Here is a 17,987-nt window from a genome sequence, read left to right on the forward strand (position 1 = left end):
TGTGTCAGGAGTTGAGAGTCGGCTTAGAAGTAGTAGCCGAAGTTGATGTTGATGCGCTGGTCCCAGCCGTCGCCCGCTTCCTTGAGGCCAACGTGGTCATCCATCTCGGTGGAGAAGGTCATGTTCTTGCCCATCACGAAATCCGCCATGATGTACAGGGGGCCAGCGGCGATGGCGGCACCGGTGACGTTCTGGTAGCTGTTGTCATAGCTGTCGTCGTCAGTGTCCGGGGTCATCACGCCGAAATCGTTGTAGATCTTCACACTGCCCCAGTCGGTGGGAATGGTTTTGGCGATGTTGAAGTTGTAGGCCTGGCCCTTGGAGGCGATCTCGTACTGCCAGCTCACCACGGAGACGCCGATCTTGTTGGGATCCACCCCCTCCTGGTTCTTGGCATCGTACTCATATTGCATTGCCTGCAGCTGGATGTTCCAACCGTTGAAGCTGGAGTCCAGGTGAGCGGCGATGGCGTAGCGGTCGCCATTGTCTTCGGTCTTGCTGTTGTAGATCTGACCCCACTGCACCGAGCCACCAAGGGTGGTGCTGCCGCCGTCGTGCTCCAGGGTGTAGGTCTGGCGCAGGTTCAGCTGGTTGGTCTCTTCGTTGTAGTACTCGGTGCCGTTGATGGTGCCGGTGTACAGGTCGGTGGCGTAACGCTTGTTCTCAGACGCGCCGTATTCAGGGTTCTTGTAGAAGCCCAGATCGGTGTGCCACTTGCCGTTGTCGAAGGTGGCCTTGATGCCCACATCATGGTCATCCTCGAAGCCCAGGTAGTAGGGGATACCGAACCACCAGCTGTTGGAGATGAAATCGCGGTTACCGAAGGGCACCTTGTTGATGCCGAACTGGATCTGCCACTCCGGGGTGGCGTCGTAGTAGCCGTAGCCGTACTTGATGTAGTGGGTGCCTGAGGTGAAACGGTACTCGGAGGAGAGGCCCCAGTCGCCGTGCTTGCCGTTGAACTTGATGGCGGCCATGTCGAAGGTCAGGTCACCGGCCTTGTCCTTGGAGCTGTCGCTGTAGAATTTGAGGCCGTAGTTCACCCGTACGGCACCGCCGACGCTGATGCCGTCTTCCTGGGCCTGGGCCACGGGGTTGAGCAGGGCGAAGATGGCGCCTGCCACCAGGGAAAGCTTGGTTGCGTGTTTCATGGTATTCACTGCCTTAATCCGAGCCGGCAAGGCCGGCTCAACAATCTGATAGGTTGTATTTATTTTTTGAATTTGTCTTGGTTGGTGCCGTAGGGCCCCAGGTCCATGGCGGCCTTGCGCAGGGCGTCGACGCGGTCGAAGGCCTCTTCGGCAACACGCAGGTTCTTCACGTCTTTGCGCCAGTAGTACTTGAAGCCATCGAAGTGGGCGTTCTTGGGATACCAGTACATCACGCCGAAGCCCTGTTCGTCGGTGATGGGGGTGTTGTGGATGGTGTTGCCGGGGATGTAGAAGTACATGCCCTTCTCCATCCACTTGTACTGGCCGTCCGCCAGGGTACGGGCACGGCCGGAGACGGCGTAGTAGCACTCAGGCTGGCCGTGGAAGTGTGGGGCGTGATCAGATTTGCCGCCGTTGGTGATGCCGATAACCACGGGGGCGTCGGACAGCTCCTTCCACAGATAGCCCACCGGGGCGTTGTCCAGTTTGCAGTCTTCGGCTTCCATGATGTTGCCGTCGTCGTCCATGGTCTTACAGAAACGCTGGTCTTTGGCGATGGAGTCGTTGGACTTGATGGTGTTGAAATCCACACGGCCCGCTTCCCAGTCGGCGATGTACTGCTCGACCAAGGGGTCACGACACTGCTCGGGCATGGTGGCCTGCGGAGAGTAGGGGGTGGAGTCATAAGGAATGGCGGTGGCCTGCTGGTAGGGCAACTGGGCGTGTTCCAGGTGAGCGTTGGCCATAACGGAACCGGAGCACAGGGCGCCGAGGATCAGTGCGAGTTTCTTCATCATTCTCTTCCTATATATTGTTGTGTTTGAGGCGGCAGGCGCGGGGCCTGCCGCCAAATGGGTTACATCTCGTCGAACCAGGTGCGGTGGCACTCGGAGCAGACCGGAGCCTTGGTTTGGTGTTCGCCATGACAGGCCAGGCAGCTGGCGCCCTGATTGAAGTGGATGCTCTTGTGAGGGTTGGCTTCCTCGAGCACCAGTTCACGGGTCACTTCGATGTCGTTGATGTTGCCGTGGCAGTCGATGCAGGCGCTGTCGTCCACGTATTTGCGGGCAGAGCCCTGGTGGCAGGTTTTGCAGCCCTCTTCGTAGATAAAATGGTGGTTGGTGCGGCCTTTGGTGGCCCCCTTTACCTTGACCAGATCACCGGCCTGGGCGGTATTGCACAGGGCCAGCATCAGTCCCAGGGAGATCAGTACTCGTTTCATGGCGTTCTCCTCAGGCGTCCGCTTTGATGGTCTTGGGCACGATCATGCCCATGGTCAGGCACTCCAGGCAGGAGGTGGAGCTCAGGCGTGCGTGGCCGTGTACCCCACCGGTTACCTCTCCGGCACCGTACAGCTTTTTGATGGGCTTCATGGTGCGGCAATCCAGCACCCGGCCACCCATGTCGGTTTTCAGGCCGCCCATGCAGTAGTGAACCTTGGGCCAGATGCGGCTGACCACGAAGGGGGGCTTAAGCTCGACGGCGGTGTCCATCTTGCGACCGAAGTCGGGATCGTTGCGTTTGGGTACCTGGGCGTTCCACTGGGCCAGGGTCTGCTTCAGCTCGGCCAGAGGGACGTTGAACTTCTCGGCCAGCTGCTCCAGGCTGTCCACCCTCCAGGCCATTTCGTCCCGCAGGGCGCGGACCACACGGTCATCGTCGGGGTGGTCGTTGTAGTTGAACAGCACCAGCGGATAGGCAGGGGTGCCGTCCTGATGGCGGTTTTTCATGATGGCGGTGGAGCAGGTCAGCCGGTCGGCGCGCTCGTTCATGTAACGTTTGCCGCTCAGTACGCTGACGGAGATCCCCTCGTGCCAACCGATGGAGAGCAGGGCGTTGGACCAGCCGAAGCCGCCTTCATCAGGAGAGCCCCAGTGACCGGTCTGGATCATGTTGAGGTGAACCGGCAGGGCTCCGTGGGCCATGGCGGCCAGCATCACTTCGCCGGTGGCGCCCAGGTGGTTGGTGCCGTCCAGGGTGGGATCCAGGGATGGGTCCACGGCGGCGCGCAGGGCCATGTTGCGGGTGAAGCCACCGGAGGCGCAGATCACTGCCTTATTGGCCTTGATGCGCACCAGGGAACCGGTTTTCTGGTCGGGGAAGCGATAGCCGCGGCGAACCACCACACCTTCTACTTCACCCTGGTCGTTGAGGATGAAGTCCTCGATGTAGTGCTGCAGGCGATACTCCACGCCCTCTTTCTTACCCGCTTCATACAGCTTGGTGGTGATGTCACCGCCGGTGCCGTGCTTGGTGCGGATGGCGCGGGCCTTGTTGTGGCCACCGACCTGGATGTTGAAGTTTTTGCGGAACTCGACCCCGGCATCGACGCACATGTGGTAGGCGCCCAGTGCGTGTTCGGCGATCTGGGTCAGCATCGCCTCATCGGCCATACCCCGGCCGGAGATCATCTGATCCTTCACCAGTTCGGCCGGGCTGTCGTCTTCGATTCCCTGAGAAAGTTGGATGGGGTTGTTGGGCACGGCAAACCAACCGCCGTTGATGGCGGAGTTACCCCCAATAACTTGCATCTTCTCCAGGACCAGGACCTTGCCCAGCCCCTGACGTTTGGCATTCAGTGCGCTGGAGAGGCCGGCGAAGCCGGAACCGATCACCAGTACATCAACCTCTTCATCCCATTTGGTGGCTGGGCCGGCGGTTGCCACCGCGGGCAATCCTGCTGCCAGGCCACCGGCGGCCAGGCCGGCACCGAGTCGCAGGAATGAACGTCTGTTCGACATGATTTCTCCAAAGTCGAGAGTGTGTGTGGGATGCAGGTTACGGGGATGCCGCTTCCCGTGCCGTGATGGCTCTATGGAGAAACTGTTCTCATCGGCGACGGCCAGGATGAACTATTTTACTGAGATGGCAGATGAAATTAGAGCTGAGTTGAAATGAATCCGAGTCGCCTCTCAGATTCCGGGCAGAGTGTGGCTTGGATCGCCGAATGGGGGACAGAAGATTCCGTGACCTCCTTCAAAACAGTTTTTTCACTCCTCTCTGATTAGTAAGAAAAAAAGGTTCTGGTCTGTCCAGGTTAATGAAATGTTGCAAGGTGTTGGTGTGAAAGGTTTTCTGGCAAATCACACTGGAAATTGAAGGGTGGGCCGATGAAAAAAACTGAAATCGGTGCTGGTTTTGGTTTTTGTTGGAGATTATGCCTTTCAATTCGCTAAAGCGTGGCGAATTGTTCGTTGTAAAAGGCCCGTGATGATGCATCGGGCTGAAAACGACAATCATTCGGCCTTTACACACCAGAAATGGCGGCCTAGGTTGCTCTTTGTCACAGTGTGAAGTCGTGGCCTGAAGGAAGTAATAATCATAACTATCAATGGGTAGAACCTATGACTCTGATAAAGAAAAGTGCCCTGGCTGCCACTACTTTGGCGGCTCTTGGTCTGGTGAACCTCAGCCACGCGGCCGAGATGGAACGCTATATCGTTAAATTCAAGGCAGGCAAAGGACAGGGAGTGGCGGCCAGTGTTGCCCAGGGCAAGGGCAAGGTTGAGCGGATGCTCGCCAATCATAACGCCATGTCCGTCAGTCTGCCGGCCCAGGCATTGAAGGGGTTACAGAACAACCCCAACGTTGAGTACCTGGAAGCGGACGTTAAGCGGTACATGATGTCTGAAACCGTTCCCTACGGCATTCCCATGGTGCAGGCAGACATGCTGTCCGATGCGGCCGCCTCTAATACACTGGTGTGCATCATCGACTCAGGCTATGACGGCGGACACGAAGACCTCAATCACAACGGCGCGGTGCAGGGTACCGATGATCCCGGCACAGGCAGTTGGAACACCGATGAGAACAGCCACGGTACCCACGTGGCCGGCACCATCGCTGGTGTGGCCAACAACGTCGGTGTCGTAGGTGTGCTGCCCAACAGCAACCTGAACCTGCACATCATCAAGGTGTTTGGTGCCGATGGCTGGGCTTACTCCTCGGGCCTGGTGGCGGCATTGGATGCCTGTAAGGCGGCCCAGGCAGACCGCCAGCTGGATCGCATGGTGATCAACATGAGCCTTGGGGGCTCACGCTCCAACCGCACCGAGATGCGCGCTTTCGATCAGGCTTTTTCTGAGGGAATTCTGAGCATTGCGGCGGCGGGTAACGATGGCAATACCCGTCACTCCTATCCGGCGTCCTACGATTCCGTGGTGTCTGTTGCCGCCATCGATGAGAATAAGATGGTGGCTGACTTCTCTCAGCAGACCAATCAGGTTGAGTTGTCCGGCCCTGGTGTCGGTGTGCTCTCTAGCGTGCCCATGAACAGCGCCGCCAAGTCGGATCTGACCGTGAATGGTGGAGCCATCGCGTCTGCCATGATGGATGGTTCACCCATCCAGTCGGCGTCCGGCGATCTGGTGGACTGTGGTACCGGCGAGGCCAGCTGCGCCGCCTCCGGCAAGATCTGTCTGATCGCCCGGGGCAATGTCAGCTTCTCTGATAAGGTGCTCAACTGCGAAAGCAATGGTGGCATCGGTGCGGTGATCTACAACAATGAACCAGGCATGTTGTATGGCACCCTTGGAGAGGTGGCCACCCAGATTCCGTCTGTGGGGATCAGTGACACCGACGGCGCCGCGCTGCAGGCCAGCCTGGGCAGCGCCAATCTGGCGGTATCCACGGATCACTATGCCTACTTCGACGGTACCTCTATGGCCACGCCACACGTTGTGGGTGTGGCGGCCCTGGTGTGGAGCAACAACCCCACCTGCAGCAATGCCGAGCTTCGTTCTGCCCTGAGCAGTACTGCCGAAGATCTGGGGGCGGCCGGTCGCGATGATGCCTATGGACACGGACTGGTGCGCGCCTACGATGCTCACCTGGCCCTGGCCAGCTGCACCGGAGGCTCCGGTGGCGGTGACACCGGTGGCGGCGGTAATGGTAAGCCTGATAAGGGCCCTAAAGGTAAGCCCAACTAAAGCGTGTTAGAGGTGATTTCCTGAAAGAGTTGGGCCGGCGTTTGCCGGCCCTTTTTCGTCACAGTCATAACTGGTCCTCGATGGGCAGCCATTGCAGGAACCAGGCCCCGAATCGCCGCCAAAACCCTGCGTCCGGCTCACTTTCCTGGGTGACCCCCGTTGCCAGATCGTGCCACCTGAGTTCCCCCTGCTCCAGGGACAGCTTGTAGGCCACCTGGCTCAGTGCTTCATTCAGGCCGTCGTTCACCGCTCCGGCCAGCTCATTTGAGTGGATGAACACCCCCATCTCGGTGTTGATCTGGGCAGAGCGGGGATCGAGGTTAAAGGAGCCGACAAACAGGACCTCGCCGTCAAACACCATGGTTTTGGCGTGCAGGCTCGCCTGAGAGGAGGCGTTCCAGGCGCCCGGTTCCAGGCCTGGCAGGCGTTTGGTTTCCCACAGATCCACCCCGGCCTCCAGCATCCCCTGGCGATACCCTTTGTAGCCGGAGTGCACGGCGACCACATCGGTGGCGGCCAGGGAGTTGGTGAGCACCCGCACCCTGACTCCCTGTTTGACCAATTGGGCCAGCGCTTTGACCCCGTCTTCACCTGGGACAAAGTAGGGGGAAACCAGCAACAGGTCGTGCTTGGTGGCTTCGAAGTAGCGGGTCAGGGCATCCACCATCAGGGTGGGCGTCTGTTCCTGGACCGCCGCCTTTTCCGGTGCGTCGGCCACCACGTGAATCTCACCCCAATAGAGGGGCAGGGTCTTCTCGGTCAGGTGGCGAACCAGAGGCGTATCGCGCAGGGAGTCGATATAGGCCTGCTGTCGGGCCTGATCCCGCTCAATCACTTCGGCAAACTCACGGGTTATCTGGTCCGTAGAGATCGCCTCCTGCTCGAGGATAAGGTGCTCGACGCCTATGGCAAAGCCACTGTTCCAGTACAAGTCGAACTGGCTGGCGGTTTCGGTGACCGCAGGCCCCAGCAGCATCACGTCGAAGTCACCAAAACTGACCTGCTGATTGGCGGCAAAGTACTCATCGCCAATATTGCGGCCGCCGGTAATCGCCAGCGTGCCGTCCACCACCATGGATTTGTTGTGCATTCGACGGTTGGTCCTATCGAAACTGGCCAGCATCTCCAGGGAGCGCCATCGTCTGTTTGTGAAAGGGTTAAACAAGCGAACCTGAATGTTAGGGTGCTGATTAAGGCGTGACAGGGCATCGTCTTTGCCGCTCTGCATGTCGTCCAGCAGCAGTCTCACCCGGACACCTCGCTCCGCCGCTTGCCACAGGCTCCAGAGCAGGGCGCGGCCAGTGTCATCGCCCCGATAGATGTAGGTCTGCAGATCGATGCTGCTGACCGCCTGGCTGGCGGCCAGTAGCCGGATGATCAGTGCCTCACGGCCATCCGAGATGGGGTAGACGCCGCTGAGCCCGGCTTGTTCAGACACCAGAGGGGCAAAGGCCTGGTATAGGGGGCTGTGTTCCGGTGCCGGCCGGCTGTGACTGGGAGTCTGAGCCACCTGCGGCAGCGAGGTGGCACAGCCGGCAAGCAGCAGGCAGAAAAGCATCAGCAGGTGTTTGGCCATTGGGCTGGGTCCATATAGGAATGAATATTAAGCCTAGCAATGGGTTAGCCTGAGTAACAAGCAAAAAAAAACGGCCAGAGGGCCGTTAAGGCGGGTTGTCGTGAACAACAGGTGATCATCAATGTCTACGGACCCCAGGGTTTAAAGGATCACGGTTTCCTGCTCAGCCTTGTTGTGACCCAGATCTCAATGGTGTTCATTTTGTCGGCGGGGTCTGACTTTGGCGGTGTCGTTGAAAGAGGGGAGCGCCCTCTCCGGTCTGTATGGGGGCCCAGTCTTAGCACCTTCTTGCCTCGCCCTCCCCTGAGCCTGATTCAAACTTCCTCTTTGTTCTCAAGCTGTTCTAACTTGCTTATTCATCAAATTGGGCCCAAAGTGGGAATTAATCCTCTGGTGAATTAATGCCTGAAGCCTAGACTGTCGTCATTCACAGATTATGGAGTGACCCACAGATGAGAGCCCTGTTCTCCCTCTTTCTTTCTCTTCCTCTTCTGGCAGCCTGTAGTGGTGACGGCGCCTCCATGGCGCTGGGTACCCTGGAGCGGGACCGGGTGATTCTTACTGCCACCGCCAATCAGATAGTACGCAGCACGCCCATAGCCGAAGGCAGTCCTGTCCATCAAGGCGATGTGCTGGTGGTGCTGGACGATACTCAGCAGAAAGCGATTGTTGCCCGGGCCCGCGCCGAGGTGGCTAAAGCCAACGCCTATCTGCTCAGGCTGACCAACGGAGAGCGTCCCGAGGACATTGCCGCCGCCCAGGCCAATCTGCATCGGGTGGAAGCCACCCTGGTGGAGGCCCGGGCCAACTATCAGCGTGCCGTCACCCTGGTGCAGAGAAAGCTCGCCAGCCAGGCGGAACTGGACAGTGCGCTGGCCAACCGGGATGCCGCCATCGCCGAGCGTGAGTCCGCCAATGAGCAGCTGATCAAGTTGACCCGGGGCAGCCGGGTGGAGGACATCACTCAGGCTCAGGCTTCCCTGGAGGCAGCACAAGCTGAGCAGGCGCTGCAGGAGCAGATTTTGAGTGACCTGACTGTGGTGGCCACCCGAGATGGGATTTTGGACAGCCTGCCCTATAACGTGGGTGAGCGGGTGCCCATGAGCGGCATCGTGGCGGCCATTCAGGCGGAGATGGCCCCCTTTGCCCGGGTTTATGTGCCTGAGCCATACCGGGTGGCGATGATCCCGGGGATGACCCTCACCGTCCATGTGGATGGGGTGGAGGCCTCCTTTGAAGGCACGTTGCGCTGGATCGCCACCGAGCCCGCATTTACCCCCTATTATGCCCTGAATGAGCAGGACCGGGCGCGCCTGGTCTACCTGGCCGAGGTGCTTCTGCCAGACTCGGCCATGAGACTGCCCTCCGGTGTGCCTGCCCAGGTGGAGATGCCCCATGACTAACTACGCCATCGAAGCCGATGGCCTGGTGAGGCGATTTGGTGACTTCAAGGCGGTGGACGGGCTCAACCTCAAGGTGCCCAAGGGCAGCATCTACGGCTTTTTGGGGCCCAACGGTTGCGGCAAGTCCACCACCATCCGCATGTTGACCGGCTTGTTGATGCCCAGTGAAGGCAGTGTGTCTGTGCTGGGGTTGGAGATCCCCCGTCAGGCGGAGGAGCTGCGCCTGCGTATCGGCTACATGACCCAGAAGTTCTCCCTCTACGACGATCTGACCGTGAAGGAAAACCTGGAGTTTATTGGCCAGATCTATGGCATGGGCCGGGCTGAACTGAGGCAAAGGATAGAAGACCAGCTGGCGACCTATGGCCTGACCCGCCTGATTAACCAGAGGGCCGGAGGAATGAGTGGTGGTCAGAAGCAGCGGCTCGGGCTGGCGGCGGCCACCATGCACAAGCCGGACCTGCTGTTCCTGGATGAGCCCACTTCGGCGGTGGACCCGGAGAATCGTCGCGAATTCTGGGAGCAGTTGTTCGATCTCTCCGATGGGGGCACCACCATCTTGGTGACCACCCACTATATGGATGAGGCAGAGCGTTGCCACGGTTTGGCTATTATGGAGTCGGGCGTGGTGCGTGCCGACGGCGCCCCGGAAACCCTGATGCAGGAGATGGGGGTCAGCGTGGTGGAGGTGGAAGCACCGGAACTGCGCAGGCTCAAGTCGGCACTGCTGTCTTTGGATGAGATCCGCTCTGCCGCCCAGCTGGGAATACGCTTGCGGGTGTTGGTGGACAAATCGGTGTCGGAACCCATTCGTTGGTTGCGCCAGCAGTTCCCCGAATTGACCGATGCCGAGCTGACTCTGGCCCGGCCCAGCCTGGAAGATGTGTTTGTCACCTGTACCGGGGAGGGCCGACAGTGAACAGTATTAATCGTATGCTGGCCATTGTGTTCAAGGAGCTGCGCCAACTGTCCCGGGATCGCATCACCTTTGGCATGGTGGTGATGATCCCGCTGATTCAGCTGTTGCTGTTTGGCTTTGCCATCAATACCGATGTGCGCAACATTCCTGTGGCCGTGGTGGACCAGAGTCAGGCGACCCTGGGACGGGTGGTCACCGAGTCGGTGAAGGCCACTCAGGTGGTTGAGGTGACTGAGAAGCTGGCCACTGTGGTCGAGGCGGAGCAGGCGATCGCCGCCGGTCGGGTGCGGGCTGCCCTGGTACTGCCCCATGACCTCACCCAGAGGGCGGCTCAGGGGCGCACCCTGGGTCAGTGGCTGGTGGACGGTTCGGACACCATGATCAGTTCCGCTTTGCTGCAGCTGCAGACCATGCCACTGAGCGATCTTATTGTCTCCAAACCCAAGGCGCCCAACACCTTCGAGGTGGCGCTGTTCTACAACCCGTCAAGGCGCTCGGCGGTGAACATTGTCCCGGGGCTGCTGGGGGTGATCCTGACCATGACCATGATCCTGTTTACCTCGGCAGCCATCGTTCGGGAGCGGGAGAGGGGCAACCTGGAGCTGCTGATCACCACTCCGGTACACTCTCTGGAGCTGATGGTGGCGAAGATCATCCCCTATATCTTTATTGGTCTGCTGCAGGTCGCGATCATCCTGGGGTTGGGGGTGTCGGTATTTGGTGTCCCCATCAACGGGGATCTGACCCAGTTGCTGTTCGCCACTCTGCTGTTTATCGCCGCCAGTCTGACCCTGGGCCTGGTGATCTCCACCATCGCCACCACCCAGCTGCAGGCGATGCAGATGACGGTGTTCGTGCTGCTGCCCTCGATTCTGTTGTCCGGCTTCATGTTTCCCTATGAGGCGATGCCGAATGCGGCCCAGTGGATAGCCGAGGTGCTGCCAGCCACCCACTTTATGCGGTTGATTCGCGGGGTGGTGCTGCGAGGCTCGGATCTGGGGGCCATGTGGCCAGACTCTCTCTGGCTGGCGGGGTTCACCGTGCTGGGTTTGATGCTGGCGTCACTGAGATTCAAGAAGAGCCTGGATTAACGCCAACGCACAAGGCCCCGCACTGCGGGGCCCGATGAATTAGGAGGCTTCACACATGCCGTCGGTGATGCAGCGAGGCCAGGGCAGGGCCACCTCCTCCAGAGTTGCCGGAGTGGGAAGCTTATCGAGAGGGATCCCCAGAGGGTTGGCCAGCAGGCGACAGGCGAGCATCCAGTGCTGAACCCGGGCATCGTTCAGATCGGTGTCATAGACGTCAACCAGCAGTGGTGCCAGAGTGGCGGGCGCGTCGCTGAACATGCAGATCAGCCACTTCATCTCTTTGACTTGCATTCCGGGCAGGTAGCCCTGAGCCTGGACGGCCCTGAGCTCCGAGTCCATCAGCTGCTCGATGTCGGCGGGGGCCTCCTGGAAGTAGTTAAACAGCATTTCGTTGTCCCGAACCGCGTCCACCATCAGTCGCATGGGGCGAGGGTCCTGGAGCTGAGTCGCCAGGAAACGGGAGATCAGATAAAAGTAGCGCTCGTTGGCGGGTACCTTTGGGTCCAGTTCCGCCAGAATCGTCTTGACCTGGAGTAGTACATCTTCCAGCACCAGATCGCAGATCTGCTCCCAGATCTGCTGTTTGCTGCCGAAATGATGGCGGATCAGTCCGTGGGAAACGCCGGCCTTGTCGGCGAGCTCCCGGACGGAGACCCGATCAAACCCCTTTTCGACAAAAAGCTCGGCGGCCGCGCACAGTATCCCTTTTCGGGTCTGCTGAGCCGAGCTGGCGCTCTGTCTTCCGGATCGTTTTGCTGTCATTGGTCCTCACTCATTAACCACGCCTAAGCGGGCGCATTAGCCGAACTTTATTTGCTACACATTTGGATAGTAACGCTTGCTATCCGCCTGTGCAGTATATAGGCTATACGCTCGTATAGTAAATCCACTTTTAACAGCGTATGCGTGGCTCACCATGTTAAATACTGCAGTTACTTCGAAAATCACGTCCCATTCGAAGCGAATCTTATTGATGACCATTGTAATGGCATGGAGCGCCGTTGCCCAACCCCAGAGGGAGTCCGAGCCGGCCCAATCTATCCAGCCGGTCAAGGCGATGGTGGTCGGTAATCAGCAACAGGTCACTCCTTTTGCGGCGGAGGTGTCCGCCACCCTGCATGCCGCCATGGCATTTCGCATCTCAGGCGAATTGCGGGGCCTCTATGTGCGCATGGGCCAGTTTGTTCGTCAGGGCCAACTGCTGGCGGAGCTGGATCCCACCGACTATGAACTGGCCGTACAGGCCAGACAGGCGGAACTGGATCTGGCGGCTATCCGCTCAGAACGTGATGCCAAGCTGTTTGAGCGCAAGCTGATCAGTGAAGACCAGTATGATCGCTCCAGGACCGACCTTCAGGTCGCCAGGGCTCGTCTTGCCCAGGCGCAGACCGACCTTAACGACACCAGGCTGCGGGCGCCCTTCGATGGCTACGTCGCCCTGACCCATGCCCGCGCCGGAGAGGTGATGGCCGCCAACCAGATGATGATGCAGCTGGAGAACAATGATCAGGTGGACATCAGCTTTAACCTGCCGGTGCAGTACGGTGCCGAGATGCTGGAGGCGGACACCCTGGCTGCCACCGTCAGCTTCACCGGTCGTCCCGGTCGTTATCTGGGGGCCAGGGTCAAGGAGTTTGCCTCTCAGCCCGACCCAGACACCAACAGCTACCGGGTAACTCTCTCTCTTCCAAGGCCTCACAAGGTTAATGCCCTGACCGGCATGAATGCCTGGGTCGAGCTGAGCACTCTCAATGAGGAGATGCAGCCTGTTCCCCTGCCCAAGGGGGCGGTGGTGAAGTACAAGGGGGACAACCCCGTGGTGTGGCGCATCGATCCTGCCACCGACACCCTCAGCGAAGTCGAGGTGACGGTGGATGAGCAGGGTCTGGTGGTTTCTGGCCTCAGCCGTGGCGATCGCATAGTGGCCGCCGGTGCCAGTCGACTGATGAAGGGGCAGAAGGTTCGCGTATGGGAGCGGGAGCGAGGAATTTAAGATGAAAACGTTGAAGAGATTGGCGCTGACTTCCGTGCTGCTGGCCCTGATGTCCGGTTGTTCCCAAGACACCACAATTGAACCAGCGGCGGCTCAGAGGGTGGAAGCCCAACTACTGACTGCCCCCGAGCAGGTGTCAGAGCGCCTGTTCAACGGCCAGGTGTCCGTGGCCGAGATGACCCGCATGGCGTTTCGTATCGAGGGCAAGCTGGAGAGCCTCAACGTCCTGCCCGGCCAACAGGTGAAAAAGGGCCAGATATTGGCCCGGCTGGACGACGACATCCCCCAACAGCAGTGGCAGGACGCCAAGGCACAGAAGGAGTTGTTGCAACGACAGTGGCAACGTTCCTCAGTACTGCTGGATAAGGGGCTGGTGGCCCAAGCGGAGTTTGATGAACTGACCGCTCAGCTGAGGCTGGCCAGGGTCAACCTCAAGTCTGCCGAAGCGAGGCTCACCTACACCGAGTTGCGCGCTCCCTTCGACGGGGTGGTGGATGCCCTGGATAAGCAGGCCTATGAGACCGCCTCTCCCGGTGAAACCGTCATGACCCTGTATCGCAGCGACCGCACCGACGTGGAGATGGACATTCCAGATACTTTGCTCAGTCATGCGGTTAACTTCATTCCCAACGCCAATTACCGGCCTAGAGTGACCGTTCTTGGTAAAGAGGGGGCGCTGGAGATGACCTATCTGGAGCACTCCCTGAAGCTGGATGAGCAGCGAGGCAGCTACATCGCCCGCTTGGCGGCGTTTGGCACGGATCTGGGCCTGTTGCCCGGTCAGGCGGTGGAGGTGCATCTGGACCTGCGTCAGGCCGGATTGCCTTCCACCAGTGGCTATCGGCTGCCGATCACCGCCCTGCAGTCCAGGGGGGATCAGCCCGGCTTCCAGGTGTGGATTCTCCAAGGGGAGACTGTGCAGCCAGTGCCGGTGGAGGTGGTGCAGATGGGGCAGGAGGGTGCCCTGGTGGTGGGCCGCATCTCCAGCGGTGATCGGGTGATCACCACAGGATTGTCTCGACTGAGACCCAATAAGCGCGTGGTAGTGGTCGAGAAGGACTGAAACAGATAATGAATATTGCACAGTACACAATCAAACATCGCGTCATCAGCTGGATGTTCCTGATCTTGCTAGCGCTGGGGGGCAGCTCCTCCTTTATGAATCTGGGACGCCTGGAGGACCCCGCCTTCACCATTAAAAAGGCGATGGTGATCTCCATGTATCCCGGGGCCACCGCCGAGGAGGTGGAGGAGGAGCTGACCTATCCCATTGAGAAGGCGATCCGACTGCTGCCCTACGTCAAGAAGATCACCTCCACCTCAGCCCCTGGGCTGTCTCAGATCACCGTGGAGATGGACTCCATTTATGGCGCCGAGGAGTTGCCTCAGATCTGGGATGAGCTGCGTCGTAAGGTCAACGATCTGGGGTCTCAACTGCCCTCCGGTGCCTACCCTCCCCAGGTGGTGGATGACTTTGGCGATGTGTTTGGTGTGCTCTATCTGGTGACTGGCAACAGCTTCCAGTATGACGACCTGAAGCAGTATGTGGATATGCTGCGCCGTGAGCTGGAACTGATCGATGGCGTGGGCAAGGTCGACATCTCCGGCGAGCAGCAGGAGCAGGCATTTATCGAGCTTTCGTTGACCCGCCTGGCGGCGCTGAATCTGGATATGGCTCAGGTAATCAACCTGCTGACTCAGCAGAATGCGGTGCTGGACGCCGGCAAGATGACCATCAATGGGGAATCTCTCTATCTGCGCCCCACCGCTCAGGGTTCCAGCATGGATCCCATCATCCATGGCCGGGACACTGGCCAGCTGGTGCGTCTGAGTGATGTGGCCACTCTGCACCGGGGATTTCAGGAGGTCCCAACCCATCTGCTGCGCTTCAATGGCCAGCAGGCGCTGAGCCTGGGCATCGCCTTCTCCGATGGCGTCAACGTGGTGGAGGTGGGACGTGCCATCGATCAGCGCATGGCGGAACTGATGCAGGACAGGCCTGTGGGCATCGAGTTGCATCCCCTGTATCACCAGCCTCAGGAGGTGGAGAGTTCGGTCAATGGCTTCCTGATCAGCCTGGCGGAAGCGGTGGCCATTGTCATCGTCATCCTGCTGTTCACCATGGGGCTGCGCAGTGGCCTGATCATCGGCATCGTGCTGCTGCTGACCATGCTGGGCACCTTCATCATGATGGAGTACGACGGCATTGAGCTGCAGCGCATCTCCCTGGGGGCACTGATCATCGCCCTGGGGATGCTGGTGGACAACGCCATCGTGGTGGTCGAGGGGATCCTGGTGGGGATGCAGCGTGGCCGCAGCAAACTGGACGCCTGTAAGGATATCGTCAAGCAGTCCCAGTGGCCTCTGCTTGGTGCCACGGTGATCGCCATCGTGGCCTTCGCCCCCATCGGCCTGTCCGCCGATGCCACCGGCGAGTTTATGAACTCTCTGTTTTATGTCCTGCTGTTCTCGCTTTTCCTGAGCTGGGTAACCGCCTTGACTTTGACACCTTTCCTGGCGGACCTGATGTTACCAACGCCCCAGGGTGAGCAGAGCAGTGAGGACCCCTATCAAGGCGGCATCTTCAAGGTGTTTGGTGCCTTGTTGAACTGGTGCCTCAACTACCGCAAGACCACTGTGGTGGCCATGGTGCTGATGTTGGCGGGGGCCATTGTGGGTTTCGGTAACGTCAAACAGGCGTTCTTCCCACCCTCCAACACTCCGATGTTCTATCTGGACCTGTGGCTGCCCGAGGGCACCGATATCCGCCGCACAGAGCAGGTGGTCAAAGAGATCGAGGCCTATGTACTGGAGCAGAGGGAGACCGAGTTTGTCGCCGCCACCGTGGGCCAGGGGATGCCCCGATTTACCCTGACCTACGCACCGGAGAACAGTTACGCCTCTTACGCCCAACTGGCCATTCGCAGCCCGGATCAGGAGAAGATGTTTGAGCTGGCCAATCGTCTGGACGAAGCGATGCCCGAACGCTTCCCTCAGGCTCAGTTCCAGTTGAAGTTGATGGAGATTGGTCCATCACCCAAGTCCAAGATTGAGGCGCGCATCTCCGGTGCCGATCCTCGTGTGCTGCGTCAGCTGGCTGCCGAGGTGGAGAACATCCTGGCTCAGGATCCCGGCACACGGGGCATTCGCCACGATTGGCGTGAGCAGACCAAGGAGCTGGTGCCGGTAATGGATGAGTCCCAGGCTCGCCGGCTCGGCATCGGCACCGATGCGGTGGCCCAGACCCTGAAGATGGCCTTTGGCGGCACCGAAGTGGGGATGTACCGGGACGGTACCCGGATGCTGCCCATCGTCACCCGGCTGGAGCAGCAGTACCGGGATGACTACGCCACCCTGGACAACCTCAAGCTGTGGAGCCCCACACTGCAGAACTATGTGCCCATCCAGCAGGTGGTGCGCGACACCGAGCTGGTGTGGACCGAGTCGCTGATTCAGCGTAAGAACCGCAAGCGCACTATTACTGTGCTGGCGGATCACAACGTGCTGGGCGAGGAGACCGCCGACGCCCTGTTCCGTCGCATCCGCCCTCAGGTGGAAGCCCTGCCGCTGCCACCCGGATACAGCCTGGAGTGGGGCGGGGAGTATGAATCCGCCGGCGACGCCCAGTCGATGTTGTTCGGCTCTCTGCCCATGGGCTACCTGTTCATGTTCATCATCACCGTATTCCTGTTTGACTCCTTCAGGAAACCGGCGGTGATCTGGTTGACCGTGCCTCTGTCGTTGATTGGGGTGACCGTGGGGCTGCTGGTGACCAATCAGCCCTTTACCTTCACCGCCCTGTTGGGGCTGCTTAGCCTCAGCGGCATGGTATTGAAGAACGGCATCGTGTTGATGGACCAGATCAACCTGGAGATGGCCAGCGGCAAAGCGCCCTATCAGGCCATTGTCGACAGCGCCATCAGCCGGGTGCGGCCGGTGACCAATGCGGCCATGACCACCATCCTGGGGATGATCCCTCTGGTGTTTGATGTGTTCTTCGCGTCGCTGGCGGTGACCATCATGTTCGGCCTGGGTTTTGCGACCCTGTTGACCCTGGTGGTGGTACCGGTGCTCTACGCCATCTTCTATAAGGTGAAGGCCCCCTGATTCATCGACCCTTGGGAGACTCAGTTCCCTTGCCTTCCAAAGGCGCTTGGCCGGTCAGCTCCCTGACCGGCCTTTTTTTGTTTGTCTGCTGAAGTGCTCGGCCCCCTTCCAAAGCCTGCTCCACCAGGGTTCTGGCACGCCTCTTGCCAATCAGGTCACCGCGAATCACCACAGAGCGGGGCTGATGATTGGGCATCGTTTCCCTGCTGCTGTAGAGGCGGTATTCGCTGACAAAGTACTGGCGCCAGCCTGGCTGGGGGCAGCGGGTCAGATCCAGCTCACGGATCAAAAAGCGGTGTCTCGGTTTGTTGGCCGGGGTGGAGTCCCTATCGCCGCTGGGGCCCTCGATGGCGTCGGCGGTCAGGCTGACGGCGTAGTGATGGGGATGACGAGTGAGTTTGATGGTCCAGACAGCTGCAGATACGAGAGGCGTCACAATAAACAGCACCACCAGCTCGGGTGCACCGAACAGTCAGAGAACAAGCAGGGGAATGGGAAGCTCATAGGCCTGCCGCCTCAATGTCTCCCTGAGGTGGCTTGCCGGGGTTGGGGTGATCAGTTGTTGGTTCATCCTTGTTGCTCCCGGATTCTCAATGCTCTCTGATAGTCGGCGATCCTGTGGCGATCCCAGTTAGGGAACATCAAGGCGAACGGGCCTGCACCCATACCGGCGTTCCAGGCGGGGCGCCGGTAACTTGTGGCGGTTCCAGTCAAGAAAACTCCATGTAAAAAACTGAAATAAAACAGTAACTTCATTTACATGCGCCAGGGAGTCTAGTGCTTTTCGGAAATATGTGCGCCAAACAAGACAGCGCCACC

General features: G+C 59.4%; 14 protein-coding genes. 7 read left to right on the forward strand and 7 right to left on the reverse strand.

The features are described from left to right. Window positions 1-23 precede the first annotated feature (23 nt). The 4 genes from G505_RS0102750 to G505_RS0102765 all read right to left on the reverse strand — a co-directional run bounded on the left by G505_RS0102750 (window position 24) and on the right by G505_RS0102765 (window position 3,892). Window positions 24-1,151 carry a hypothetical protein gene (locus tag G505_RS0102750; RefSeq protein ID WP_028108189.1) on the reverse strand — a complete coding sequence of 376 codons (1,128 nt, stop codon included), beginning with the start codon at window positions 1,149-1,151 and terminating at the stop codon, window positions 24-26. Window positions 1,152-1,210: 59 nt separating this feature from the next. Further along, a complete protein-coding gene (locus tag G505_RS0102755) occupies window positions 1,211-1,945 on the reverse strand; it encodes a cupin domain-containing protein (RefSeq protein ID WP_425402166.1) in 735 nt (244 codons plus the stop codon). Window positions 1,946-2,007: 62 nt separating this feature from the next. Next, window positions 2,008-2,373 (reverse strand): cytochrome c3 family protein, encoded by a 366-nt coding sequence (locus tag G505_RS0102760; protein WP_028108191.1) that lies wholly within the window; start codon window positions 2,371-2,373, stop codon window positions 2,008-2,010. 10 nt (window positions 2,374-2,383) lie between these two features. Beyond that, window positions 2,384-3,892 carry a flavocytochrome c gene (locus tag G505_RS0102765; RefSeq protein WP_028108192.1) on the reverse strand — a complete coding sequence of 503 codons (1,509 nt, stop codon included), beginning with the start codon at window positions 3,890-3,892 and terminating at the stop codon, window positions 2,384-2,386. A gap of 603 nt (window positions 3,893-4,495) precedes the next feature. Here G505_RS0102765 and G505_RS23425 point away from each other — a divergent pair. After that, entirely contained in the window at window positions 4,496-6,079 is a 1,584-nt protein-coding gene (locus G505_RS23425) for a S8 family serine peptidase (RefSeq protein WP_028108193.1), read from the forward strand. 64 nt (window positions 6,080-6,143) lie between these two features. Here G505_RS23425 and G505_RS0102775 read toward each other — a convergent pair whose 3' ends face one another. Beyond that, window positions 6,144-7,655, reverse strand: coding sequence for a phospholipase D family protein (locus G505_RS0102775; RefSeq protein WP_028108194.1), 1,512 nt, complete (start codon window positions 7,653-7,655; stop codon window positions 6,144-6,146). 452 nt (window positions 7,656-8,107) lie between these two features. Here G505_RS0102775 and G505_RS0102780 point away from each other — a divergent pair, with 452 nt between their 5' ends. Genes G505_RS0102780 through G505_RS0102790 form a run of 3 tightly spaced genes read left to right on the forward strand, consistent with a single transcriptional unit; the run spans window position 8,108 to window position 11,068 of the window. After that, window positions 8,108-9,058 carry an HlyD family secretion protein gene (locus G505_RS0102780; protein WP_028108195.1) on the forward strand — a complete coding sequence of 317 codons (951 nt, stop codon included), beginning with the start codon at window positions 8,108-8,110 and terminating at the stop codon, window positions 9,056-9,058. Continuing rightward, window positions 9,051-9,977 (forward strand): ABC transporter ATP-binding protein, encoded by a 927-nt coding sequence (locus tag G505_RS0102785; RefSeq protein ID WP_028108196.1) that lies wholly within the window; start codon window positions 9,051-9,053, stop codon window positions 9,975-9,977. Before G505_RS0102780 ends, G505_RS0102785 begins: the two co-directional genes overlap by 8 nt. 14 nt (window positions 9,978-9,991) lie before the next feature. Continuing rightward, the gene (locus G505_RS0102790; protein ID WP_051215829.1) at window positions 9,992-11,068 is read left to right on the forward strand and encodes an ABC transporter permease; all 1,077 of its coding nucleotides are present in this window, start codon (window positions 9,992-9,994) and stop codon (window positions 11,066-11,068) included. A gap of 39 nt (window positions 11,069-11,107) precedes the next feature. Here G505_RS0102790 and G505_RS20395 read toward each other — a convergent pair whose 3' ends face one another. After that, window positions 11,108-11,830, reverse strand: coding sequence for a TetR/AcrR family transcriptional regulator (locus tag G505_RS20395; RefSeq protein ID WP_051215830.1), 723 nt, complete (start codon window positions 11,828-11,830; stop codon window positions 11,108-11,110). A gap of 211 nt (window positions 11,831-12,041) precedes the next feature. Here G505_RS20395 and G505_RS20400 point away from each other — a divergent pair, with 211 nt between their 5' ends. From G505_RS20400 to G505_RS0102810, 3 genes are read left to right on the forward strand one after another with little or no spacing between them, the layout of a single operon-like run. Then, a complete protein-coding gene (locus G505_RS20400; protein ID WP_169628185.1) occupies window positions 12,042-13,061 on the forward strand; it encodes an efflux RND transporter periplasmic adaptor subunit in 1,020 nt (339 codons plus the stop codon). 1 nt (window position 13,062) lies between these two features. Further along, window positions 13,063-14,124, forward strand: a complete 1,062-nt coding sequence (locus G505_RS0102805) for an efflux RND transporter periplasmic adaptor subunit (protein ID WP_028108198.1) — start codon at window positions 13,063-13,065, stop codon at window positions 14,122-14,124. Between the two features lie 8 nt (window positions 14,125-14,132). Beyond that, window positions 14,133-17,168, forward strand: coding sequence for an efflux RND transporter permease subunit (locus G505_RS0102810; protein WP_028108199.1), 3,036 nt, complete (start codon window positions 14,133-14,135; stop codon window positions 17,166-17,168). A 1-nt stretch (window position 17,169) separates the two neighbouring features. Here G505_RS0102810 and G505_RS0102815 read toward each other — a convergent pair whose 3' ends face one another. After that, window positions 17,170-17,604, reverse strand: coding sequence for a hypothetical protein (locus G505_RS0102815; RefSeq protein ID WP_157508991.1), 435 nt, complete (start codon window positions 17,602-17,604; stop codon window positions 17,170-17,172). Window positions 17,605-17,987 lie beyond the last annotated feature (383 nt).

Source organism: Ferrimonas futtsuensis DSM 18154 (genome assembly GCF_000422645.1).
Taxonomy (GTDB): Bacteria; Pseudomonadota; Gammaproteobacteria; order Enterobacterales; family Shewanellaceae; genus Ferrimonas; species Ferrimonas futtsuensis.